This is a genomic window from Pseudomonas sp. FP2338, from assembly GCF_030687515.1.
Lineage (GTDB): Bacteria > Pseudomonadota > Gammaproteobacteria > Pseudomonadales > Pseudomonadaceae > Aquipseudomonas > Aquipseudomonas salomonii.
Window position 1 is genome coordinate 5,158,744 of the sequence record NZ_CP117436.1, and the last position, 22,835, is coordinate 5,181,578.

Annotated in this window: 20 protein-coding genes; 7 read left to right on the top strand and 13 right to left on the bottom strand. The window is 60.5% G+C overall.

Annotated features, from left to right (window positions below; translation table 11 throughout):
* The first annotated feature begins 260 nt into the window (after positions 1 to 260).
* Positions 261 to 2,903, top strand: coding sequence for a bifunctional lysylphosphatidylglycerol flippase/synthetase MprF (gene mprF / locus PSH96_RS23355; protein ID WP_236369980.1), 2,643 nt, complete (start codon positions 261 to 263; stop codon positions 2,901 to 2,903).
* Positions 2,903 to 4,189, top strand: a complete 1,287-nt coding sequence (locus PSH96_RS23360; protein ID WP_305455392.1) for a virulence factor family protein — start codon at positions 2,903 to 2,905, stop codon at positions 4,187 to 4,189. The genes mprF and PSH96_RS23360 overlap by 1 nt, the downstream gene beginning before the upstream one ends.
* Positions 4,190 to 4,358: 169 nt before the next feature.
* On the opposite strand, the gene recJ is transcribed toward PSH96_RS23360, so the two are convergent.
* Together recJ and PSH96_RS23370 are read right to left on the bottom strand one after the other, a co-directional pair.
* Positions 4,359 to 6,068 (bottom strand): single-stranded-DNA-specific exonuclease RecJ, encoded by a 1,710-nt coding sequence (gene recJ, locus PSH96_RS23365; protein WP_065930394.1) that lies wholly within the window; start codon positions 6,066 to 6,068, stop codon positions 4,359 to 4,361.
* 196 nt (positions 6,069 to 6,264) lie between these two features.
* Positions 6,265 to 6,807: a YaeQ family protein gene (locus PSH96_RS23370; RefSeq protein ID WP_003193952.1), complete on the bottom strand. Its 543-nt coding sequence runs from the start codon at positions 6,805 to 6,807 to the stop codon at positions 6,265 to 6,267.
* Between the two features lie 148 nt (positions 6,808 to 6,955).
* Between PSH96_RS23370 and PSH96_RS23375 the strand changes: the two genes are divergently transcribed.
* Both PSH96_RS23375 and PSH96_RS23380 read left to right on the top strand, forming a co-directional pair.
* Positions 6,956 to 8,155 carry a CaiB/BaiF CoA-transferase family protein gene (locus PSH96_RS23375; protein ID WP_058422699.1) on the top strand — a complete coding sequence of 400 codons (1,200 nt, stop codon included), beginning with the start codon at positions 6,956 to 6,958 and terminating at the stop codon, positions 8,153 to 8,155.
* Positions 8,155 to 9,024, top strand: a complete 870-nt coding sequence (locus PSH96_RS23380; protein WP_305455395.1) for a TIGR02285 family protein — start codon at positions 8,155 to 8,157, stop codon at positions 9,022 to 9,024. The genes PSH96_RS23375 and PSH96_RS23380 overlap by 1 nt, the downstream gene beginning before the upstream one ends.
* A gap of 182 nt (positions 9,025 to 9,206) precedes the next feature.
* Here the strand turns inward: PSH96_RS23380 and PSH96_RS23385 are convergent, their stop codons facing one another.
* From PSH96_RS23385 to ffh, 11 genes are all read right to left on the bottom strand, one after another.
* A complete protein-coding gene (locus PSH96_RS23385; RefSeq protein WP_305455396.1) occupies positions 9,207 to 9,491 on the bottom strand; it encodes a DUF3509 domain-containing protein in 285 nt (94 codons plus the stop codon).
* A gap of 367 nt (positions 9,492 to 9,858) precedes the next feature.
* Positions 9,859 to 11,268, bottom strand: coding sequence for a threonine synthase (gene thrC, locus PSH96_RS23390; RefSeq protein ID WP_056858690.1), 1,410 nt, complete (start codon positions 11,266 to 11,268; stop codon positions 9,859 to 9,861).
* Between the two features lie 66 nt (positions 11,269 to 11,334).
* Positions 11,335 to 12,639, bottom strand: coding sequence for a homoserine dehydrogenase (locus PSH96_RS23395; RefSeq protein ID WP_056858691.1), 1,305 nt, complete (start codon positions 12,637 to 12,639; stop codon positions 11,335 to 11,337).
* Positions 12,640 to 12,769: 130 nt separating this feature from the next.
* On the bottom strand, positions 12,770 to 13,501 hold the full coding sequence (locus PSH96_RS23400) for a thioredoxin fold domain-containing protein (protein ID WP_058422696.1): 732 nt from the start codon (positions 13,499 to 13,501) through the stop codon (positions 12,770 to 12,772).
* Positions 13,502 to 13,651: 150 nt separating this feature from the next.
* Entirely contained in the window at positions 13,652 to 14,548 is an 897-nt protein-coding gene (gene xerD / locus PSH96_RS23405; RefSeq protein ID WP_305455399.1) for a site-specific tyrosine recombinase XerD, read from the bottom strand.
* A 158-nt stretch (positions 14,549 to 14,706) separates the two neighbouring features.
* Positions 14,707 to 15,120, bottom strand: coding sequence for an acyl-CoA thioesterase (locus PSH96_RS23410; protein WP_305455401.1), 414 nt, complete (start codon positions 15,118 to 15,120; stop codon positions 14,707 to 14,709).
* A gap of 82 nt (positions 15,121 to 15,202) precedes the next feature.
* Positions 15,203 to 15,553, bottom strand: a complete 351-nt coding sequence (gene rplS, locus PSH96_RS23415) for a 50S ribosomal protein L19 (protein ID WP_003175895.1) — start codon at positions 15,551 to 15,553, stop codon at positions 15,203 to 15,205.
* 45 nt (positions 15,554 to 15,598) lie between these two features.
* Complete coding sequence (gene trmD, locus PSH96_RS23420; RefSeq protein ID WP_305455403.1) at positions 15,599 to 16,372, bottom strand: tRNA (guanosine(37)-N1)-methyltransferase TrmD; 774 nt, start codon at positions 16,370 to 16,372, stop codon at positions 15,599 to 15,601.
* Complete coding sequence (gene rimM / locus PSH96_RS23425; RefSeq protein ID WP_135292032.1) at positions 16,354 to 16,890, bottom strand: ribosome maturation factor RimM; 537 nt, start codon at positions 16,888 to 16,890, stop codon at positions 16,354 to 16,356. The genes trmD and rimM overlap by 19 nt, the downstream gene beginning before the upstream one ends.
* 5 nt (positions 16,891 to 16,895) lie before the next feature.
* Positions 16,896 to 17,147, bottom strand: a complete 252-nt coding sequence (gene rpsP, locus PSH96_RS23430; RefSeq protein WP_003175899.1) for a 30S ribosomal protein S16 — start codon at positions 17,145 to 17,147, stop codon at positions 16,896 to 16,898.
* A 251-nt stretch (positions 17,148 to 17,398) separates the two neighbouring features.
* Complete coding sequence (ffh, locus tag PSH96_RS23435) at positions 17,399 to 18,775, bottom strand: signal recognition particle protein (protein WP_003193965.1); 1,377 nt, start codon at positions 18,773 to 18,775, stop codon at positions 17,399 to 17,401.
* A gap of 233 nt (positions 18,776 to 19,008) precedes the next feature.
* Here ffh and PSH96_RS23440 point away from each other — a divergent pair, with 233 nt between their 5' ends.
* From PSH96_RS23440 to PSH96_RS23450, 3 genes are all read left to right on the top strand, one after another.
* Positions 19,009 to 19,821 (top strand): inner membrane protein YpjD, encoded by an 813-nt coding sequence (locus tag PSH96_RS23440; RefSeq protein WP_370694311.1) that lies wholly within the window; start codon positions 19,009 to 19,011, stop codon positions 19,819 to 19,821.
* A gap of 12 nt (positions 19,822 to 19,833) precedes the next feature.
* On the top strand, positions 19,834 to 21,072 hold the full coding sequence (locus PSH96_RS23445; RefSeq protein WP_236369991.1) for a transporter associated domain-containing protein: 1,239 nt from the start codon (positions 19,834 to 19,836) through the stop codon (positions 21,070 to 21,072).
* Between the two features lie 389 nt (positions 21,073 to 21,461).
* The gene (locus PSH96_RS23450; RefSeq protein ID WP_056858698.1) at positions 21,462 to 22,772 is read left to right on the top strand and encodes an MFS transporter; all 1,311 of its coding nucleotides are present in this window, start codon (positions 21,462 to 21,464) and stop codon (positions 22,770 to 22,772) included.
* Positions 22,773 to 22,835: the final 63 nt, after the last annotated feature.

Consider the following 22,835-nt stretch of genomic DNA (forward strand, 5'->3'; position numbering starts at 1 on the left):
CGAAAGAGTGGCCTTTTTTGTATCCGGTGAAAAAGTTCTTCTGAAACAATGGCATGGCATCTTTCATGAAACCGTATACGGTTTGCAGAGTCCATGTCATTGCAAGCTATGCTCAGTACTCAAGCACGACCCTCTACGACCAATGGCCGCTGTCGCCGCCCCCGGCGATAAGCGTTAATATTTGTAATTATTTTGTCCATAGGGATTGGTAACTTGGCTGGATACCTCCATCCTGTCGCGCACAATCCACGAGGTGATTGATGCGCGCCAACTCGTCTGAACCACAAGACACCGTCACAGCGGAACAACCGATTACTCCCACCCGTTTGCGTTGGCTGGATCTGTTGAGCAAATACCGTCAACCCATTGGGCTGGCCGTCACTCTGCTGTTGTTCGCTATCGCCCTGATCGCCTGCCGACACCTGCTGCTGGAACTGGATCTTTACGCGCTCCACGACTCGATCCTGGAAGTGCCCAAGCCTGCCTTGCTCGGCGCATTTGCCGCCGCGGTCGCCGGTTTCATCATTCTATTGGGCTATGAATTCTCCGGCGCGCGTTATGCCGGCGTAAAGCTGCCGGCCAAAACCCTGGCCATGGGCGGCTTCACCGCCTTTGCCATCGGCAATGCCATTGGCCTGTCGATGCTTTCGGGCGGCTCGGTGCGCTACCGTTTATATGCACGCCACGGCATCGGCGCCTCGGAAGTGGCGCACATGACCGTGTTTGCCAGCCTGGCCCTGGGCACCGCCCTGCCGCCGCTGGCCGCACTGGCCACCTTGAGCAACTTGCCGGCGGCCTCGACCTACCTGCATGTGTCCCAAGGTTTGCTCGGTGGCATCGCCGGCGCGGTATTGCTGTTGTCGGTCGCGCTGTGTATCGGTATTTATCGTCGCCGCCTGCCGGAACAACCCTACCCGGACAACCTGCTGGTCAAGGCCGGGCGTCGCACGCTACGCCTGCCCGGCCGCCGCCTGACCTTCCTGCAACTGATCATTACCGCGCTGGATGTGGCCGCTGCCGCCACCGTCCTTTATATGTTGCTGCCGGAAGCGCCGCCATTCGGCCCGTTCCTGCTGGTGTACCTGCTGGCCCTGGCGGCCGGTGTACTCAGCCATGTGCCGGGTGGCGTGGGCGTGTTCGAGGCAATTCTGCTGGCCGCCTTCGCCGACAAACTCGGCGCCGCGCCATTGGCAGCCGCCCTGCTGCTGTACCGGATGATCTACGTGGTGCTGCCACTGCTGATCGCCTGTATCTTCCTGCTGGTCAACGAAGCCCAGCGCCTGTTCCAGACCCAGCAAAGCCTGCGGGTTGCATCGGGCCTGGCGGCGCCGGTGCTGGCCGTACTGGTTTTTTTGTCCGGCGTGGTCCTGCTGTTTTCCGGCGCCACGCCGGAAATCGACTCACGCCTGGAAAACATCGGCTTCCTGATTCCCCACCGCCTGATTGATGCCTCGCACTTCGGTGCCAGCCTGATCGGCGTGTTGTGCCTGTTGCTCGCCCAAGGCCTGCGTCGACGTTTGTCGGCGGCCTGGATGCTGACCATGGTGCTGCTGCTGACCGGCGCCCTGCTCTCGCTACTCAAAGGCTTCGACTGGGAAGAAGCCAGCCTGATGATCATGACGGCGGTGCTGCTGGCGATCTTCCGTCGCTCGTTCTACCGCGCCAGCCGCCTCACCGAACTGCCGTTCTCGCCGCTGTATCTGGTGGCCAGCGTCTGCGTGCTGGGCGCCTCGATCTGGCTGCTGCTGTTTGCCTATCAAGATGTGCCGTACAGCCATCAACTGTGGTGGCAGTTCACCCTGGACGCCAACGCCCCACGGGGCCTGCGTTCGTTGCTGGGTGCGGCGGTGTTGCTGGTCATCGTGTCGTTGACCTGGCTGCTGCGCACTGCGCGCCCGGTCATTCACTTGCCGACGCCGGATGAGCTTGAGCGCGCCACCAAGATCCTGATGGCCTCCTCGCAACCCGACGGCGGCCTGGCGCTGACCGGCGACAAGGCGTTGCTGTTTCACCCCAACGATGAAGCCTTCCTGATGTACGCCCGTCGCGGGCGCAGCCTGGTGGCCTTGTACGACCCGATCGGCCCGACTCAGCCCCGCGCGGAGATGATCTGGCAGTTCCGTGACCTGTGCGACATCCATCACGCGCGCCCCGTGTTCTACCAGGTACGCGCCGAGAACCTGCCGTACTACATGGACATCGGCCTCACCGCGATCAAGCTGGGCGAAGAAGCCCGCGTCGACCTCAAACGCTTTGACCTGGAAGCCAAGGGCAAAGAGATGAAGGACCTGCGCTACACCTGGAACCGTGGCACCCGGGACGGCCTGTCCCTGGAGATCTGCGACCCGGGCAAGGCGCCGATGGATGAGCTCAAAGTTATCTCCGATGCCTGGCTGACCGGCAAGAACGTGCGGGAAAAAGGCTTCTCCCTCGGACGCTTCAGCGACGACTACCTCAAGCACTTTCGCATCGCGATCATTCGCTTCGAAGGGCGCCCGGTGGCCTTCGCCAACCTGCTCGAGACCTATAACCATGACCTGGCCAGTCTCGACCTGATGCGTGCGCACCCGGACGCGCCGAAGCTGACCATGGAATTCATGATGGTTGGCCTGATTCAACATTATAAGAACCATGACTACGCCCGCTTCAGCCTCGGCATGGTGCCGTTGTCGGGCCTGCAACCCCGCCGTGGTGCGCCGCTGACCCAACGCTTGGGCTCGATGGTGTTCCGCCGTGGCGAGCAGCTGTATAACTTCCAAGGTTTGCGCCGCTTCAAAGACAAGTTCCAGCCTGACTGGGAACCCCGTTATATGGCCGTGCCCGCAGGACTTGATCCGCTGGTGGCACTGGCCGATACCGCCGCCCTGATTGCGGGCGGCTTGACTGGATTGGTGAAACGCTGATGATTCGACGCTCCTGGCGGTATGTATTGGCCTTAGTAGTGCTGCTCGCGCTGATCGCGGCGGGTGGCTTTTGGTACTGGAACCGCCCTGCCCCGCAACCGATCCTGGAACAACTGCCCCAGGCCGACGGTTCGGTGATGACCCGTGTGACGCCTAATGGCTCGGCCAAGGCCCGCGTGGCCGTGGCCGTAATGGCCGACGAAACCTTGAGCGACAGCCAGCTGATTGCCCTGAGCCAGGGCGGCTCAGCGCAGATCGTGCAAGTGATCCTGCCAAAAGATGACTGCAAGCTGCAGGAACAAGCCCTGCAAAGCGCTCTGGCCCAGCTTAAAGGCCCGGCGACGCTGGTCAGCGGCATCGGCCCTGGCGCCGCGCTCGCCTGGCGCTGGCTGGCCACACAGAACGACGACAAGGCCAACGCCATCTCCGTCGGCTTCGCCCTGGCACAGGAAGGCTGCAAAGACCCACTGCCAAAGACCTCCGCACACGGCAACTGGCTGGTGGCGTGGAACGATAACCCTGACGATGAAAGCGCCAGTTTCGTACGCGATACACCGCGCGCGACGACCAGCATCAGCGACTACGACATTCACTACCCGCAAGTGCTGAACAACGAACTGCGCAAGCAATTGGTCGGTTCGGACAACGGCGGCCTGGCGATTCCGGTGGTCGAAGTACCGGCTGGCCAAGCCAAGGACACCGTTACCCTGTTCCTCTCCGGTGATGGCGGCTGGCGTGACCTGGACCGCGATGTGGCCGGTGAAATGGCCAAGATCGGCTACCCGGTGGTCGGCATCGACACCCTGCGCTACTACTGGCAGCACAAGACCCCGGAACAAAGCGCCAAAGACCTCACTGAGCTGATGCAGCACTACCGCCAGAAGTGGGGCACCAAGCGCTTCGTACTGACCGGTTATTCGTTCGGTGCCGACGTGCTGCCAGCGATCTACAACCGCATGCCGGAAAGCGAACAGCAGCGTGTCGACGCCATCATCCTGCTCGCCTTTGCACGCACCGGCAGCTTTGAAATCGAAGTGGAAGGCTGGCTGGGTAACGCCGGCAAAGAAGCCGCCACCGGCCCGGAAATGGCCAAGCTGCCGGCGGACAAAGTGGTGTGCATCTACGGTGCTGAAGAGGTCAACGAGAGTGGCTGCACCGACACCACGGCTGTGGGCGAGGCGGTGAAGCTGCCGGGTGGCCATCACTTTGATGAGAACTACCCGGCGCTGGCTCAGCGTTTGGTGGATATCATTGTGAAGCACCAGGCGAAGGACAAGGCCGAGTAATCCCAAGCTGTACGCGTAGTAAAAATGTGGGAGCGCGCTTGTGTGGGAGCTGGCTTGCCTGCGATAGCATCGCCTCGGTCTGTCTGATAGACCGAGGCGTCTGCATCGCAGGCAAGCCAGCTCCCACAACAAGCCCGCTCCCACAGTTGTTTTGCGGTGTTAGTAAGCGCTAGCGCGGTTCGATGTGCGCAATCATCAACTGCACAGTCTCATTGCCACGAAACTCGTTCACATCCAGCTTGTAGGCCAACTCCACCCAACGCACTGTCGGGTTCGGCCACACCTCACGGTCCACGCCAAACGCAATGCCGTCGAGCTTCACTGACCCGCATTCGCTCTTGAGCACCACTTTAAGGTGCCGCTCGCCAACCACACGCTGTTCAACCAACTGAAACACACCGTGAAACAACGGCTCGGGAAAGTGCTGGCCCCATGGCCCGGCATGTCGCAGTGCACGCGCCAGTTCCAGGTGAAACTCTTCCACCGCCAACGTGCCGTCGGTCAACAGGCGACCGGTGAGGTCTTCTTCACACAGTTGCCGGCGCACTTCGGCATCAAAGGCTTCGGCAAACAGCGGGAAGTTTTCCTCGGGCAAGGTCAGGCCTGCCGCCATGGCGTGGCCGCCGTATTTGGCGATCAGGTTGGGATGCTGGCTGGCGACCACCGCCAGGGCATCACGGATATGAAAGCCCTGCACAGAGCGCCCTGAGCCCTTGAGCAGGCCATCACCGGCATCGGCAAAGGCGATGGTCGGGCGGAAATAGCGCTCTTTCATGCGCGACGCCAGAATACCGATGACACCTTGGTGCCATTCAGGGTCGAACAGGCACAAGCCGTAAGGCATCGACTCCACCGGCAAGTCCTTGAGCTGGGCCAGGGCCTCGCGCTGCATGCCTTGTTCGATGGATTTGCGGTCCTGGTTCATGCCGTCCAGTTGTGCGGCCATTTCCCGTGCGGCCGCCACGTCACTGGTGAGCAGGCATTCAATGCCCAGGCTCATATCATCCAGGCGCCCCGCCGCATTGAGGCGTGGCCCGAGGATAAAACCGAGGTCGGTGGAGGTGATACGCGCGTGATCACGCTTGGCCACTTCGAGGATCGCCTTGATCCCCGGCCGCGCACGCCCGGCACGAATACGCTCCAGGCCTTGGTGCACCAGGATGCGGTTGTTGGCATCCAACGGCACCACGTCAGCGACGCTGCCCAGGGCGACCAGGTCGAGCAGCTCGCCGATGTTCGGCTGCGGTTTGTTGTCGTACCAGCCCAGGCTGCGCAACCGCGCGCGCAGGGCCATCAGTACGTAGAAGATCACCCCCACGCCGGCCAGCGCTTTGCTGGGGAACTCGCAGCCAGGCTGGTTCGGGTTGACGATGGCATCCGCCGCCGGCAACTCATCGCCCGGCAAGTGGTGGTCGGTGACCAATACCTGCAACCCGGCGGCCTTCGCCGCCGCCACGCCTTCAACGCTGGAGATGCCGTTATCCACAGTGATCAGCAGCTGCGGCTCGCGTTGCAGCGCCACCGCGACGATTTCCGGGGTCAGGCCGTAGCCGTATTCGAAGCGGTTGGGCACCAGGTAATCGACATGGGCCGCACCCAGCAAACGCAGGCCCAACGTGCCCACGGTACTGGCCGTGGCGCCATCGGCGTCGAAGTCACCGACGATGAGGATGCGCTGGCGCTGCTCCAGGGCCGTCACCAGCAGGTCTACCGCCGCGTCGATGCCCTTGAGTTGCTGGTAAGGAATCAACCGCGCCAGGCTCTTGTCCAGCTCAGCCTCCGACTGCACCCCGCGTGCGGCGTAGAGACGGGTCAACAGCGGTGGCAATTCACCGAGAAACGGCAGGACAGCGGGCAACGGGCGAGGATCGATACGCATGGGGTGACGGAAGCTTCTCTTCAGATAAAACGGTTAAACGACAATTGAGCAATCAACACAGATCAACGGTGGAACCTGTTTGTGTGGGAGCTGGCTTGCCTGCGATGCAGGCACCTCGGTCCATCAGACACACCGAGGTGATGCTATCGCAGGCAAGCCAGCTCCCACACAAGCCAGCTTTCACCGTTTTTAGTTTTCAGCCGCGTTCGCCAACCAGCCACTGCAGTTGCACTTCATGCTGGCCACGATCATCAGTCACAAAAATGGTGCCTTCGCTGATCATCACGTCCCACTTGATCACGCGCGGCATGTCCTTGGCCAGGGTCTCGAGCACTTCCTGCGGCACGGCGGCGATGTGGACGTTCTTGAGGTTATTGGCCACCGGCACCACCTTGCCTTCCCATACACGCAGGCTGCCATAGGCCAGCAGGCTGGTACGCTCGGTACGGCGCGAGCACCAGGTCAGGCGGTCGGCGTCGGGCTGGCCGACTTCAATCCAGTGCAGCACCCGATCATCCAGGCTTTTTTCCCACAGGGCCGGCTCGTCTACATCTGACAGGCCACGCCCGAACGCCAACTGCTCGTTGTACCAAAGGGCGTAGGCCAGCAGCCGCACGGTCATGCGTTCTTCGGTTTCCGAAGGGTGGCGGGCGATGGTCTGTTTGACGCTCTCGTACACCGAACGGTCGAGGTCGGTGAGGTTGAGTTCGAATTTGTAGGTCGTGGACGGCTGGGCCATGAACGGGCTTCTAAAGACAGGGAAAGGTCGCCAGTCTAACCGATGGGGCAGCCATTGAACGAATACTGCGCTGCATCATGCTTATCCCTGGGCCGCTCGCCTATGTTAAAAGGCATGACACCACCGCCCCTGCTTGCTAAGGATCCTCATGTCGTTTAATGCCAAACCGCTCGCCGGCCTGAAAGTCATCGAACTGGGCACCCTGATCGCCGGCCCGTTTGCCTCACGCATTTGCGCCGAGTTCGGTGCCGAAGTGGTCAAGGTCGAATCCCCCGATGGCGGCGACCCGCTGCGCAAGTGGCGCAAGCTGTACGAAGGCACGTCGCTGTGGTGGTTTGTGCAGGCGCGCAATAAAAAGTCGCTGACCCTGAACCTCAAACACCCGGATGGCCTGGCGATTCTTAAGCAGCTGCTGGCGGACGCCGACATCCTGATCGAAAACTTCCGCCCCGGTGTACTGGAAAAACTCGGTTTGAGCTGGGAAACCCTGCACGCGCTGAACCCCAAGCTGGTGATGGTGCGCCTCTCCGGTTTTGGCCAGACCGGGCCGATGAAAGACCAGCCGGGCTTTGGCGCGGTGGGCGAGTCCATGGGCGGTTTGCGTTATATCACCGGGTTCGAAGACCGCCCGCCAGTGCGCACCGGAATTTCCATCGGCGACTCCATCGCCGCCCTGTGGGCAGTGATCGGCGCGCTGATGGCGCTGCGGCACCGCGAGGTCAACGGCGGGCTCGGCCAAGTGGTGGATGTGGCGCTGTACGAAGCTATCTTCGCGATGATGGAAAGCATGATCCCGGAGTTCGATGTGTTCGGGTTTATCCGCGAGCGCACCGGCAACATCATGCCCGGCATCACGCCTTCTTCAATTCATACCAGTGCCGACGGCAAGCATGTGCAGATCGGCGCCAATGGCGATGCGATCTTCAAGCGCTTCATGAGCGCCATCGGCCGCGACGACCTGGCCAATGACCCGGCACTGGCCAGCAATGACGGGCGGGACAGCCGCCGTGACGAGCTTTACGGGGTGATTGATCGCTGGGTCAACTCGCTGCCGCTGGAGCAAGTGATCGAGCAGTTGAACAAAGCCGAAGTGCCCGCCAGCCGTATCTACAGTGCCGAAGACATGCTCGGCGACCCGCAGTTTCTGGCCCGGGAGATGTTCCTCAAGGCGCAATTGCCAGGTGGCAAGGACTTCAAAATGCCCGGCATCGTGCCCAAGCTCTCCGAGACGCCAGGCAGTTGCGAATGGGTTGGGCCGCAGTTGGGTGAGCACAACAGCACGGTGCTCAATGAGCTGGGTTACGACGCCGCCGCCATCACCCGTTTGCGTGAGGATGGCGCGATCTGATGGTTCGCCCGTACATCCGCTTGCTGCTTGTAAGCACGTTGCTCGGCTGCCCGCTCTCGGCGCAGGCCGAGGACACGCTGACCTGGCTGCTGCGCGACTTGCCGCCATTGACCATCTTCGAAGGCCCGCAAAAAAACCAGGGCGCACTCGACCAGCTGTTGCCAATGCTCAGGGAACACTTGCCTGAGTACCGTCATCAAGTGATGCACGTCAATCGCGCGCGCGGCATTCAAATGCTGCGGGCTCAGTCCCTGACCTGTGACCCATCACTGCTGTGGACGCCGGAGCGCGCCCAGTACGTGGTGTTTTCCGCCCAGGCATTCGTGGTGGTCAGCAATGGCGTGACGATCCAGCGCAGCCAACAGGCGGCCATGGCGCCCTATATCGTCGAGGGTCAGTTTGACCTGCAAGCCTTTCTCAACGCCCACAAGGCGCGTATCGGCGCGACTGCCGAACGCAGCTATGGCCCCGCCGTCGATGAACAGCTAAAGCACGCTGACCCGCACACCCTGGCCCTGCATTATGGCAATGACGCCCTGGGCAGCCTGTTGCAGATGCAGCGTCTGGGGCGGCTGGAGGCAGTGCTGGGCTACCCGCCGGAAATAAGCTATCACGCCCGGCAACAGGGGATCGCGGCCGAGGACCTGCTGTTCTTTCCCATCAAGGATTCAGCGCCTTACCAGCACACGCATATCGGTTGCTCCAACACGCCGCAAGGTCGCCAGGCCATGCAACGAATCGATCGGGCATTGGGTGAGATCCCACAGGAACAGGTGCAACAGTCCTACGCTTCGTGGTTGGACCCTGCAATGCGTGACCAGTATTTGTCGGATAACCCGAGTTTCTTCCTCGACGCTCCCGAGCCTTGAGCCTTTGCGGGGTAAATCCCAGGCAAAAAGAAACCCCGAAGAGTGGGGAGACACTTCGGGGTTAAACGTGGCCTACAAAGACCAGTACAACAAGCCACAAACACCGGAGCACAATGTTTGCTCTTGTTGTTAAAAAATCTGACCGGGCATGGCGTAGGAAGTTTCGCCAATTAAACAATTCTTCATGCGATCGCGCTGCCGCGAGTCTGTGCGGCGTTGCGCAAGGCGGCAATCACCGAGGGTTCCAGGCGCCCTTCGGCGATTTTAAGGTCGCGCAGCAGGCAATCGACCACATCCACCAGCACGCGCTTATCCGTCAATTGCGCCCGATCGACTTCCCGCTCCACGACAATGGCGCCAGCCGGATTCTTCACGGTCACCAGGCACTCGTCCTGCACACCCGAGGTGGTCAACGTAACCTGATAAGGGCTCAGTGCTTCTTCGAGCAATAGGCTGATACTTTCCATCTCGATCACCACTCAATCATTCGAATAAAGTTCGAAAAACAAAAATGTCACTAAGATGCTGACATTCAAGTGACCCGTGCCCGCAGCAGAAAGTTCGACCTTTTGTGTCGTCACCTGCCCGAGTCAATCGAGCATGCACGGCAAAGATGACAGAGAGAAAACAACCACCCACAGGCTGGAACCCCAGGATGACCCTCGGCGCCTGCCTTGAAAGCCGCGTCTGGAGCGCCACTGCGCACCGTCCTTGCCGAGGACCGCCCGATTTTCCTGATGGGCTGGCGCGTGACGAGCGGGCACACCCTCTATTGCGAGAATGAAAAAGCCCGTCACGAAGACGGGCTTGATCTGCTGCGCAACAACCGGCGGGTCAGAGTGGCTTGCCGCGATTGCCATGCTGGCTGACGAACGCCTGCACGGCTTTCAGGTCATTGGCCAGCACGGTGCAGCGCTCTTCGCGCTCGAACAGGTCAGCCAGGTGCTGAGGCAGTTCCAGCGCCTTGCCAACACCGGCCTTCTCCACCGCTTCCGGGAATTTGACCGGGTGGGCGGTGCCCAGAATCACCATCGGGATGTCCAGGCTGCGACGGCATTCGCGTGCGGCCTTCACACCGATGGCAGTGTGCGGGTCGAGCAGCTCGCCGGTCTGCGCGTAGACCTCGGCGATGGTTTCGCAGGTTTGCGCATCGTCCACGGCCAGGGAGTCGAACAGCTTGCGCGTTTCGGTCCAGCGCTCTTCGTCAACGCTGAAACCGCCACCGCTTTTGAAGGTGTCCATCAAGCCGGCAATCGCCGAACCGTTGCGACCGTGCATGTCGAACAGCAGGCGTTCGAAGTTCGACGAAACCATGATGTCCATCGACGGCGACAGCGTGGCGTGCAGGGTTTCCTTGACGTACTGGTTGCCGCTCATGAAGCGGTGCAGGATGTCGTTGCGGTTGGTGGCGACGATCAACTGGTTGATCGGCAGGCCCATGTTGCGCGCCAGGTAACCGGCGAAGATGTCGCCAAAGTTGCCGGTCGGCACCGAGAACGACACCGAACGCGCCGGGCCGCCCAACTGCAGGGAGGCGTGGAAGTAGTAGACGATCTGGGCCATGATCCGCGCCCAGTTGATCGAGTTCACCGCAACCAGTCGCGTACCTTTGAGGAAGCTCTGGTCAGCGAAGCTGTTCTTGACCATTTCCTGGCAGTCATCGAAGTTGCCTTCGATGGCGATGTTGTGGATGTTCTCACCAAAGATGGTGGTCATCTGCCGACGCTGCACTTCCGATACACGCTTGTGCGGGTGCAGGATGAAGATGTCGACGTTTTCGCAGTGCTTGCAACCTTCGATGGCCGCCGAGCCGGTATCACCGGAGGTGGCACCGATGATCACCACGCGCTCGCCGCGCTTTTCCAGCACGTAGTCGAGCAGGCGACCGAGCAGTTGCAGGGCGAAGTCCTTGAAGGCCAGGGTCGGGCCGTGGAACAGCTCCAATACCCATTCGTTGCCATTCAGTTGGCGCAGTGGCGCGATGGCGTTGTGGGAAAACACGCCATAGGTCTCTTCCAGAATCTTTTTGAAATCGGCATCCGGAATGCTGCCGGTGACGAATGGGCGCATCACCCGGAACGCCAGTTCGTGGTACGGCAGGCCGGCCCACGAAGCGATTTCTTCCTGAGTGAAACGAGGCAGGTTTTCCGGCACGTACAGGCCGCCGTCAGTGGCAAGGCCGGCGAGCAAAACGTCTTCGAAGTTCAGGGCCGGTGCCTGGCCGCGGGTGCTGATATAACGCATGACTGGCTCCTCTAGAGCATTCTGAACAAGGGCCGCCGAACCTGTGGGGCCCTTGCCGCTAAACGATTAGTTCAGGTGTTCAACACGGATGCGCACCACCGGCCCAACCACGCCCTGCAACGCTTCAAGCGCGGCAATGGCATCGTTGATGTGCTGCTCGAGCACGCGGTGGGTCAGCAGGATCATCGGCACCAGGCCGTCTTGTTCCTCGACTTCCTTCTGCATGATCGACTCGATGTTGATGCCGCGCTCCGAGAGAATGCTCGCCACCTGGGCCAACACGCCTGGGTGATCCTTGGCCTGGATGCGCAGGTAGTAGGCACTCTCGCAGGCTTCGATCGGCAGGATCGGGTGGGCCGACAGCGAATCCGGCTGGAAGGCCAGGTGCGGCACGCGGTTTTCCGGGTCGCTGGTCATGGCGCGAACCACGTCCACCAGGTCGGCGATCACCGACGAAGCGGTCGGCTCCATGCCGGCGCCGGCGCCGTAGAACAAGGTGGAACCTGCGGCGTCACCGTTAACCATCACGGCGTTCATCACGCCATTGACGTTGGCGATCAGGCGGTCGGCCGGGATCAGCGTCGGGTGCACACGCAACTCGATACCGGCCGGGGTGCTGCGCGCCACACCGAGGTGCTTGATGCGGTAGCCCAAGGCTTCGGCGTAGTTCACGTCGGCGGTGGTCAGCTTGGTGATGCCTTCGGTGTAGGCCTTGTCGAACTGCAGCGGGATACCAAAGGCGATGGATGCCAAAATGGTCAGCTTGTGCGCTGCGTCGATACCTTCCACGTCGAAGGTCGGGTCGGCTTCGGCGTAACCCAAGGCTTGGGCTTCGGCCAGCACGTCTTCGAAGGTGCGGCCCTTCTCGCGCATTTCGGTGAGGATGAAGTTGCCGGTGCCGTTGATGATGCCGGCCACCCAGTTGATACGGTTGGCGGACAGGCCTTCACGGATCGCCTTGATCACCGGGATGCCACCGGCCACCGCGGCTTCGAACGCAACGATCACGCCCTTCTCGCGCGCCTTGGCAAAAATCTCGTTGCCGTGCACGGCGATCAACGCCTTGTTGGCGGTGACCACGTGCTTGCCATTCTCGATGGCCAGCAGTACCAGGTCGCGGGCCACGGTATAGCCGCCGACCAGCTCGATGACGATATCGATTTCAGGGTTGGTGGCCACGGCGAAGACATCGTTGGTAATCGCAATACCGGTCGTTTGGAACTGAGGCTTTGGCGTACGCGTGGCAATTTGCGCCACTTCAATCCCACGCCCTGCACGGCGGGAAATTTCTTCAGCATTACGCTGAAGTACGTTGAAGGTGCCGCCACCGACGGTCCCTAACCCACAGATGCCTACTTTGACCGGTTTCACTGAAGAACTCCCCATGAAACGGCCGACGCTAGGTCGGCCGTGGAAAACAGCCGCACAACTGCGGCTTTCAATTTGATGGCCCGTCGAACGGTCGGCGGGCCATGATCGTCAAAGGTTCGACGATGCTGGTTTACTTGGCACTGAGCGCCAGTTTGGCAACTTGTGGCGCCGGCTGGTAGCCCGGAATCACTTGGCCGTCAGCCAAAACGATGGCCGGTGTACCGTTCACGCCGATCGACTGGCCGAGGGCGAACTGCTTGGAAACCGGGTTGGCACATTTGGCTGCCTTGATTTCCTTGCCATCGACCATTTTGTCCATGGCCGATTTCTTGTCGGCCGAACACCATACGGCTTGCAGTTGCTCGTCACCCGGCGAACCCAGGCCCTGGCGCGGGAATGCGACGTAGCGCACTTCGATACCGGCCTTGTTCAGCGCAGGCACTTCGGCGTGCAGCTTGTGGCAGTACGGGCACGTGGTGTCGGTGAACACGGTAATGTGGGTCTTGGTCTCGCCAATGGCCGGGTAAACCACGGTTTCAGCCACCGGAATGCCGTTGATCAGCTTGGACACGCCCAGGCGCTCGGCTTTCTCGGTCAGGTTGACCGGCTTGCCGTCTTTAAGCTGGAACAGGTAACCCTGGACGATGTACTGGCCATCGGCGCTGGCGTACAGCACACGGCTGCCCTTGAGCTTGACTTCATACAGGCCGGCCATGGGGCTGGCGCTGATGCTTTCGATCGGGGTGTCGAGCTGCAGGTTGGCCAGGCTCTTGCGAATGGTTTGCTCGGCGGCGTCATCGGCGACAACAAAGGTGGAAACCAACGCAATCGCTGCGGCGGCAATAATCTGGGTCAAGCGCATGGGAACTCCTGAAGGCAGATGCAGGGACGGCTGTGGAACTCCGCTTGGAAACGCGGGCAGTGGCCGTCCCCTTTGCTAACCGGCAAAGCCTACCACAGTTGGGCCGGGGGGCAGACTGTGGCAGGTAAATTGGGCCGTTTCTGACAGTTTTTATCCGCGAGGGTGATGCTTGGCGTGCATGTCCTGCAAACGTGCACGTGCCACATGGGTGTAGATCTGGGTTGTGGATAAGTCGCTGTGGCCGAGCAGCATTTGCACCACGCGCAAATCCGCGCCGTGGTTGAGCAAATGGGTGGCGAATGCATGACGCAAGGTATGCGGTGACAGCGCCTTACCGATTCCGGCCACTTTGGCCTGGTGCTTGATGCGGTGCCAGAAGGTCTGGCGGGTCATTTGCTCACCGCGCAGACTGGGGAACAGCACATCGCTGGGGCGGCCACCGAGCAACTCGTGGCGCGCATCGCGCATATAGCGCTCGACCCACACAATCGCCTCCTCGCCCATCGGCACCAGTCGTTCCTTGCTGCCCTTACCCATCACGCGCAGCACGCCCTGGCGCAGGTTGACTTGCTCCAGGGTCAGGCTGATCAGCTCGGTCACGCGCAGGCCGCAGGCATACAAGACTTCCAGCATGGCGCGGTCGCGCTGGCCGATGGCTTCGCTCAGATCGGGCGCGGCGAGCAAGGCATCCACGTCAGCTTCCGACAAGGATTTAGGCAATGGCCTACCGAGCTGGGGCATATCGATTTGCAGGGTCGGGTCGACGGAAATCAGCTTTTCGCGCAGCAAATAGCGATAAAACCCACGCACGCCCGAAAGAAATCGCGCCGTGGAACGCGGCTTGTAGTTCTGTTCCAAACGCCAGGCCAGGTGATCGAGGATCAACTCACGGCCGGCATTGATCAGCTCGAGGTGTTTTTCCTGCAACCAGCCATTGAACAGGGCCAGGTCGCTGCGGTAGGCCTGCCGGGTGTTGTCCGACAGGCCTTTTTCCAGCCACAGGGCGTCGAGGAAGCGGTCGATCAGAGGGTGGTCGATGGCGGGCATAGAGGCTCAAACTAATTACTGGAGTGTTTGTTAGATCCTATCGCAGGCAAGCCAGCCCCCACATGGGTTTTGTGTGCTGCCCGATAGCCTGATCAACACCGATCAAATGTGAGAGCTGGCTTGTGGGGCCGCCGCATCGCTGCGATAGCGGTCTCGGATCAGTCCACAAACCCGGGCAGCACCGGCACTGGCCGCTTGTCCGCATCAATCGCGACAAAACTGAACACGCCCTGGATCGCCTTTTCACGGCCATCGGCACTCATGCTCTCGACGAACACTTCAACCTCGACCTTAAGGCTGGTATTGCCCACTTTGATGACGCGGCCGATCAGCTCGACGATGGAGCCGGCGGGGATCGCGTGGTTGAAGTCGATACGGTCGGTGGACACGGTCACCAGTGGCAAGCGGCAAAAGCGCGTGGCGGTGATGAACGACACTTCATCCATCCACGCCAGCGCAGTACCGCCGAACAAGGTGTTGTGGTGATTGGTGGTCGGCGGGAACACGGCTTTGGTCACGTGGGTCATGGACAGGTCGGTGCGGCGCTGGATTTCTTCGAGGCGGGTGGTCATGGGCAAATACCGGCAAATAGACAAATTTCAGGCACAAAAAAGCAGCCCGTAGGCTGCTTTTTTCTGCATCGGGAAGCTGGACTTAAGCCAGTTTTTCCTTGATGCGAGCTGCTTTACCGGACAGGTCACGCAGGTAGTACAGCTTGGCTTTACGTACGTCACCGCGACGCTTAACGGCCATGCTGTCGATTTGCGGGCTGTAGGTCTGGAAAGTACGCTCTACGCCAACACCGTTGGAGATTTTACGAACAGTGAAAGCACTGTTCACACCACGGTTACGCTTGGCGATTACCACGCCTTCGAACGCTTGCAGACGCGAACGGTCGCCTTCCTTCACTTTCACCTGAACGACAATAGTGTCGCCCGGGGCAAAGGTAGGGATCTCTTTGGTCATCTGCTCTGCTTCGAGTGCAAGGATGATTTTGTTAGTCATGCTGTGCTCCTAAGGTAAGTCAATGGACCTACCATCGATACGTTGTTAACTATCGTCCCGCGCGAGGATGTATTCCTCGAGCAGCTTCTTCTCTTCTCCAGAAAGCGAGCGGCTTTCCAGAAGATCGGCGCGTCGTTCATAGGTCCGACCAAGGGACTGCTGTAAACGCCAACGCCGGATGTGTGCGTGATTGCCACTTAGCAATACGTCGGGAACACGCTGATCCGCATACACCTCCGGTCGGGTGTAGTGCGGGCAATCCAGCAAACCATCCGTGAAGGAATCTTCCTCCGCGGAGTCCGCATGCCCTAAAGCTCCAGGCAGCAGTCGTGTAACCGCATCTATCAGGACCATCGCCGGCAGCTCGCCGCCAGACAGGACATAGTCCCCAATCGACCACTCTTCATCGACATGCGCTTCAATAAAACGCTCGTCAATGCCTTCATAGCGACCGGCAATCAGGATTAAGGCCTCCTCATTCGCCAGTTCGCGCACGCCAGCCTGTTTCAGCTGACGGCCTTGAGGGGACAGGTAAATTACCTTCGCCTTCTCCCCGGCTGCTGCCTTGGCCTCGACCAACGCATCTTCCAGGGGCTTGATCTTCATCACCATGCCCGGGCCACCGCCAAATGGGCGATCGTCCACAGTGTGATGTCGATCCGTCGTGTAGTCTCGCGGGTTCCAACAGGTAAGCTGCAACAGCCCCTGTTTCACCGCCCGACTGGTGATGCCGTACTCGCTGACGGCGGAAAACATCTCGGGAAACAAACTGATCACTTCAATGCGCAAATTAGCCACGCTTAGAAGTCCGCGTCCCATTCCACCTTCATCTCGCCCGCGACCAGGTCGACGGCCAACACGCATTGCCCGGTATACGGCAACAGGCGTTCACGATCATCCAGGCTGCCAGCGCAAGGCTTGACCACCATTACATCATTGGCGCCGGTTTCCAGAAGATGATCGATTTTCCCGAGCAGTTGCCCCAGTTGATCAATAACCTTCAGACCTTCCAGCTGGTACCAGTAGTACTCGCCGTCGGTCAATTCAGGGAACAGGTTGCGCGGCACGCAGATCTCATAACCGGCCAGAAGACGAGCTTCTTCACGATCATCAAGACCCTTGAGCTTTGCGACCAGGAACTTATCGCTCCCGCGCCCACTGACCAGCTCGACCTGTTTCACACTACCTTCGCGCTTGAGCGTCCAGGTTTTGTACTGCAACAGGTTTTCAGTCGGATCAGTAAAGGAATACACCTTCACTTCGCCGCGAACGCCATGAACAGAGTAAATCTTGCCGATAACGATCAAATCATCAGCAACAGCTGGCGTCGCGTTCATATTGCTCAGGCTGCGGCCTTAGCCGAGTCCTTCAACAGTTTTGCAACGCGCTCGGATGGCTGTGCGCCAACGCTCAGCCAGTAGGCTACGCGCTCTTGGTTCACGGACAGACGAACTTCTTGACCACGAGCAACAGGGTTGAAGAAACCAACCTGTTCCTTGTGCGAACCGTCGCGCGGGTTGCGGCTGTCGGTTACGGTCAAGTGGTAAAACGGGCGCTTTTTGGAGCCGCCAAGGGCAAGACGGATTGTTAGCATGTGAACATCGTTCCTGTAGTCGGTGCTGCAAATCTAAATGCACAGCGGGCGTAGGTGCCCGAAAGGCCGCATATTCTAAGGAATATCCGGACTTTTGCAAATGTCTTTTTCTGGCGCCTATCAGCGTGCCACTCAGATCTGCTATAGAGCCGTCGGTTAAAACGGCGAGTCAGCTCCCGCTAACCGCGGGTTTGCTGGAGATCCCACGTCCTTGTGGGTCGGAGCAGGAGCTGGGCTCCCGCTCGAATTATTTACATCTTTGGCATGCCGCCGCCGGGCAACATACCGCCCATGCCGCGCATCATCTTGGCCATTCCGCCTTTGGCGGAGAATTTCTTCATCATCTTCTGCATCTGCTTGTGCTGCTTGATCAAGCGACCGATATCCTGCACCTGGGTGCCGGAGCCCATGGCGATCCGGCGTTTGCGCGAACCGCTGATCAGCTCAGGGTCGCGGCGCTCGGCCGGGGTCATGGAGTTGATGATGGCTTCCATCTGCTTGAACTGCTTCTCTGCCGCGCCCTGGGCGTTGCCCATTTGCGCCAGGTTCACACCGCCGATGTTCGGCAGTTTGTCCATCAGGCCGCCGAGACCGCCCATGTTCTTCATCTGTTGCAGCTGGTCACGGAAGTCTTCGAGGTCGAAGCCCTTGCCCTTCTTCAGCTTCTTGGCCAGCTTGTCGGCCTTGTCTTTGTCGAGCGTGGCTTCGGCCTGCTCGATCAGGCTGAGCACATCGCCCATGCCGAGAATGCGTGAGGCGATACGCTCCGGGTGGAACGGTTCGAGCGCTTCGCTCTTCTCGCCCATACCGATGAACTTGATCGGCTTGCCGGTGATGGCGCGTACCGACAGCGCGGCACCGCCACGGGCGTCACCGTCGACCTTGGTCAGGATCACGCCGGTCAACGGCAGTGCGTCGCCGAAAGCCTTGGCGGTGTTGGCCGCATCCTGGCCGGTCATGGCGTCAACCACGAACAGCGTCTCGACCGGGTTGATCGCGGCATGCAACGCCTTGATCTCGCCCATCATCTCTTCGTCGATGTGCAGGCGACCGGCGGTATCGACGATAACCACGTCGATGAACTTCAGCTTGGCTTCTTTAATAGCCGCGTTGGCAATGTCGACCGGCTTCTGGCTCAGGTCGGACGGGAAGAAGGTCACCCCCACTTCGCCTGCGAGCATTTCCAGCTGTTTGATCGCGGCCGGACGATACACGTCAGCCGATACCACCATCACCGACTTCTTCTTGCGCTCTTTAAGGAAGCGCGCCAGCTTGCCGGCGGTGGTGGTTTTACCCGCGCCCTGCAGACCGGCCATCAGCACAACGGCCGGTGGCACGGCGCTGAGGTTCAAGTCTTCGTTGGCTGCGCCCATCAGGCTTTCGAGTTCGGCCTGGACGATCTTCACAAAAGCCTGGCCCGGCGTCAGGCTGCGGGACACTTCGGTGCCCACAGCGCGCTCTTTGACCGAGTTGACGAAGTCCTTGACCACAGGCAAGGCCACGTCGGCTTCCAGCAACGCCATGCGCACTTCACGCAGGGTGTCTTTAATATTGTCCTCGGTCAGCTTGGCCTTGCCGGTGACATGGCGCAGCGTCTGCGAGAGACGGTCAGTCAAGTTTTCAAACATGCGCGATCCTTTCAGGCCCTATTCATCGAAATGCATTGGTGACCGAGGTAATGGCGGCCCAGGCTGTGGTAAACCGCTGTTAAAAACAGCGTTCAGCACGCCTGTGGCGTGGGCAGGTCGCGGATTATAGCGAAGACTGCGCCGCTGCACACGCGCTGTCTGGCCCGGGAGTCTTTCGTGCAGCGCAGGTGTGTGCCAAACTCAGCGCCTTTCGGGCTTGTCTATCAGGATTTATGGTCCCCTTGTCACCCAGTTTGCTACCCAGCCTCGCCGCCGCCCTTCTATATGCCGCTGCGACTCTCTATCAGGGCACTCGTCTGGCCCAAGGCGCTAAAGCGGACAAACGTCTGCTGGCAGGCCTGGGCGTCGTCGCCCTGCTGGCCCACGCCGCGAGCCTGTTCACCCACCTGATGACGCCGGTCGGCCTGGGCCTGGACTTTTTCAGCGCCGCCAGCCTGATCGCCGCAGCCGTCATCGCGCTGACGCTGCTGGCCTGCTACCGCATCCCGGTCGAAAACCTGTTGGTGCTGTTATTCCCGCTGGGAATGCTCACCGTGCTGCTGGCGCAATTCGCGCCCACCGGCACCGTGCAGGTCATCGACGAAGAACCAGGCATCCTTGCGCACATTCTGTTGTCGATCCTGGCCTACGGCATGTTCACCATCGCGGTGTTCCAGGCCTTGCTCGTACTGCTGCAGGATCACCAGCTTAAAAACAAGCACCCGTCCGGGCTGATCAAGAACTTCCCGCCGCTGCAAACCATGGAAAGCCTGCTGTTTGGTTTCCTCTGGGCCGGCTGGACGCTGCTGTCGCTGTCGCTGATCTCCGGCTGGCTGTTCGTCGAGAACCTGTTCGCCCAGCACCTGGTGCACAAAACCCTGCTGGCGTGCCTGGCGTGGGTGGTGTTCAGCGTGCTGTTGTGGGGGCGTAACCGTCTCGGCTGGCGCGGGCACAAGGCGATCCGCTGGACCCTGGCCGGTTTCTGCCTGCTGATGCTGGCCTACTTCGGCAGCAAGCTGGTTCGCGAATACATCCTGCATATCTGACGGGCAGTAATAATGGACAACTTGCCCCTTGGGCCGATGCTCGCGGTAATCGCCCTGCTGATCTTATGGGCGGCGCTGTTTACCGCCATCGAAGCGGCACAACAACACTTGCTGGCCATACGCCCTGGCACACGCCAAGGGGACAAGGCCGCCGCCCGCCTGAACTTCCCACGTAACAGCCTGATCCTGTGCAACAGCCTGTGCCGCGCGGCCGTGGTGATTCTGTGCACGCTGCTGGCTATTTATGCCTGGGCGCAAAACGGCCCGTGGCTCGGCTGGCTGATTTCCTGCGCCATCCTGCTGATACTCGCCGACTACCTGCCCCGTGCGCTGGCCGTTCGTCACCCCCAAGCCGTGCTGGGTTTCGGTAACACGCTGCTGGGCGTCCCGCTGAAAATCCTTTATCCACTGGCCTGGCTGCTCAATGGCATCAGCCTGCTGCTGTTGCGCCCCTTCGCGCGCAAATCCGGCGTGGTGAAAAAGAGCGACGAACCGTTGCCCGAGCATGACGACGAACCGGAGCCCGAGGCCAACGACAATCGCATGCCCGGCCTGCCCGGCATCCACGCCCTGGACAACATCACGGTCAACGACATCCTGGTGCCGCGCAGTGAAGTGGATGGCATCAACCTGGATGACTCGGTCGACGAGATCATCGAGCAACTGCGCACGTCCCAGCGCACGCGCCTGCCGGTGTTTCACAGCGACATCAACCAGGTGCAAGCGGTGCTCAACACTCGCCAGATCCAGCACCTGCTGCCCGACGCCAGCCTGACCAAAGAAGCCTTGCTCGCCGCCTGCCACGAACCCTACTTCGTGCCGGAGAGCACGCCGCTGCAATTGCAGTTGCTGAACTTCCATAAACAGCAACGTCGCCTGGGCATGGTGGTGGACGAATACGGCGAAGTGCTGGGCATCGTTACCCTGGAAGATATCCTCGAAGAAATCGTGGGCGAATTTGAAAGCGATCAGGCTGTGGATAACCCGCACATCGAAGCCCAACCTGATGGCCGCTACATCATCGACGGCGCCGCCTCGATCCGCGAACTGAACAAAAGCCTGGGCTGGCACTTGCCCAGCGACGGCCCCAAGACCCTCAACGGCCTGGTCACCGAGGCGCTGGAGACTATTCCGGACTGCGCGGTGTGCCTGAAAATCGGCCGCTATCGCCTGGAAATCCTCGAAACCGAAGACAACCGCGTGAGCAAGGTGCTGATCTGGCATACCAGCCGCGTGCCGGTGGCTGCATAACTTCCCCTGACACTACTCGGCCCAATGTGGGAGCTGGCTTGCCTGCGATGGCATCACCTCGGTTCAACTGAATGACCGAGGCGCCTGCATCGCAGGCAAGCCAGCTCCCACACAAGCCTGCCCACACCCAAGCCAGCTCCCACATTTAGATTATTTGCCTGCCAACGCCCCCTTGTTGGATCCGCAAACCCCTTCCTATAATCGGCTCGGCTTACCCAAGCCCCGCCCGACCGCGTGCTACCCGCACTCAGCGCGTCCAGGCACCGCCTTACCGTGTCTGACCGGTGTTTGCTCCCATCCCGAGCCGCCCCGCTTACAACCCTGATCCATGGGTGTTCGACCAATAAAAATCCGCGTAAAAACGCGCAATGACCGTCAGGGATACCTCAATGAGCACCACCTATAACGAGGCCGCCACCGCCGCCCCACTCAACTCGACCGCACGGGTCGCCACGGCGAGCATCGTCGGCACCGCCATCGAGTTCTACGACTTCTATATCTACGCCACCGCTGCCGCACTGGTGATTGGCCCGGTGTTCTTCCCGCAGACCTCCGGCACCGCACAGATGCTGGCGTCGTTCCTGACCTTCGGTATCGCCTTTATCGCCCGCCCGCTGGGTTCGGCGCTGTTCGGCCACTTTGGCGACCGCATCGGGCGCAAATCAACGCTGGTGGCCTCGCTGCTGTTGATGGGCGTGTGCACCACGCTGATCGGTTTGCTGCCGGGTTATGACAGCATCGGGGCCTGGGCGCCGATCCTGCTGTGTGTGCTGCGCTTCGGCCAGGGCTTGGGCCTGGGCGGCGAATGGGGCGGCGCGGCGTTGCTGGCCACCGAGAACGCGCCCAAAGGCAAGCGCGCCTGGTTTGGCATGTTCCCGCAACTGGGCCCATCGATTGGCTTTTTGGCGGCCAACGGCCTGTTCCTGATCCTGGCCATGAGCCTCAACGACGAACAGTTCCGCAGTTGGGGCTGGCGCATCCCGTTTATCCTCAGCGCAGCGCTGGTGATGGTCGGCCTGTATGCGCGGCTCAAGCTGCATGAAACTCCGGTGTTCGCCAATGCCGTGGCCAAAGAGGCGCCGGTGAAAGTGCCGCTGGTGGAGCTGTTCAGCCAGCATTGGCTGCCGGTACTGCTGGGCGCCGCGTCGATGGTGGTGTGCTATGCGCTGTTTTACATCACCACCGCGTTTTCCCTGAGCTACGGGGTTTCGACCCTGGGCTACAGCCGTGAGATGTTCCTCGGTTTGCTGTGCTTTGCGGTGCTGTTCATGGGGCTGGCCACGCCACTGGCAGCCTTGGCCAGCGACCGCTACGGGCGCAAGCCGGTGCTGATCGTCGGCGCGGTGCTGGCGATTTTGTCGGGTTTCACCATGGAGCCGCTGCTGACCCACGGTTCAACCTGGGCGGTGGCGTTGTTCCTGGCGCTGGAACTGTTCCTGATGGGCATCACGTTTGCCCCGATGGGCGCAATGCTGCCGGAGCTGTTTCCGACCCGCGTGCGTTATACCGGCGCTTCGGCGGCGTATAACCTCGGCGGGATTGTCGGCGCGTCGGCCGCACCGTTTTTCGCAACCAAGCTGGTGGCGATGGGTGGGCTGAGTTATGTCGGCGGGTATGTGTCGGCGGCAGCGTTGCTCAGCTTAATCGCTGTGCTGTGCCTGAAAGAGACGCGGGATAATGATTTGAACAAGGTAACCTGATAGACCGCCTTCGCAGGCAAGCCAGCTCCCACATTTGATCTGGTTCACATAGTTTGATGTGTG

What these genes read in the sequence shown, in the direction of transcription:
- trmD (WP_305455403.1), bottom strand. Translation starts at nt 16,372, where the DNA reads ATGGGACGCGGACTTCTAAGCGTGGCTAATTTGCGCATTGAAGTGATC.
- PSH96_RS23360 (WP_305455392.1), top strand. Translation starts at nt 2,903, where the DNA reads ATGATTCGACGCTCCTGGCGGTATGTATTGGCCTTAGTAGTGCTGCTC.
- thrC (WP_056858690.1), bottom strand. Translation starts at nt 11,268, where the DNA reads ATGCGTTATATCAGCACCCGCGGCCAGGCACCGGCCCTGAACTTCGAA.
- mprF (WP_236369980.1), top strand. Translation starts at nt 261, where the DNA reads ATGCGCGCCAACTCGTCTGAACCACAAGACACCGTCACAGCGGAACAA.
- PSH96_RS23450 (WP_056858698.1), top strand. Translation starts at nt 21,462, where the DNA reads ATGAGCACCACCTATAACGAGGCCGCCACCGCCGCCCCACTCAACTCG.
- rpsP (WP_003175899.1), bottom strand. Translation starts at nt 17,147, where the DNA reads ATGCTAACAATCCGTCTTGCCCTTGGCGGCTCCAAAAAGCGCCCGTTT.
- PSH96_RS23410 (WP_305455401.1), bottom strand. Translation starts at nt 15,120, where the DNA reads ATGACCACCCGCCTCGAAGAAATCCAGCGCCGCACCGACCTGTCCATG.
- PSH96_RS23445 (WP_236369991.1), top strand. Translation starts at nt 19,834, where the DNA reads ATGGACAACTTGCCCCTTGGGCCGATGCTCGCGGTAATCGCCCTGCTG.
- PSH96_RS23375 (WP_058422699.1), top strand. Translation starts at nt 6,956, where the DNA reads ATGTCGTTTAATGCCAAACCGCTCGCCGGCCTGAAAGTCATCGAACTG.
- PSH96_RS23380 (WP_305455395.1), top strand. Translation starts at nt 8,155, where the DNA reads ATGGTTCGCCCGTACATCCGCTTGCTGCTTGTAAGCACGTTGCTCGGC.
- xerD (WP_305455399.1), bottom strand. Translation starts at nt 14,548, where the DNA reads ATGCCCGCCATCGACCACCCTCTGATCGACCGCTTCCTCGACGCCCTG.
- PSH96_RS23370 (WP_003193952.1), bottom strand. Translation starts at nt 6,807, where the DNA reads ATGGCCCAGCCGTCCACGACCTACAAATTCGAACTCAACCTCACCGAC.
- rplS (WP_003175895.1), bottom strand. Translation starts at nt 15,553, where the DNA reads ATGACTAACAAAATCATCCTTGCACTCGAAGCAGAGCAGATGACCAAA.
- PSH96_RS23440 (WP_370694311.1), top strand. Translation starts at nt 19,009, where the DNA reads ATGGTCCCCTTGTCACCCAGTTTGCTACCCAGCCTCGCCGCCGCCCTT.
- PSH96_RS23385 (WP_305455396.1), bottom strand. Translation starts at nt 9,491, where the DNA reads ATGGAAAGTATCAGCCTATTGCTCGAAGAAGCACTGAGCCCTTATCAG.
- rimM (WP_135292032.1), bottom strand. Translation starts at nt 16,890, where the DNA reads ATGAACGCGACGCCAGCTGTTGCTGATGATTTGATCGTTATCGGCAAG.
- recJ (WP_065930394.1), bottom strand. Translation starts at nt 6,068, where the DNA reads ATGCGTATCGATCCTCGCCCGTTGCCCGCTGTCCTGCCGTTTCTCGGT.
- PSH96_RS23400 (WP_058422696.1), bottom strand. Translation starts at nt 13,501, where the DNA reads ATGCGCTTGACCCAGATTATTGCCGCCGCAGCGATTGCGTTGGTTTCC.
- ffh (WP_003193965.1), bottom strand. Translation starts at nt 18,775, where the DNA reads ATGTTTGAAAACTTGACTGACCGTCTCTCGCAGACGCTGCGCCATGTC.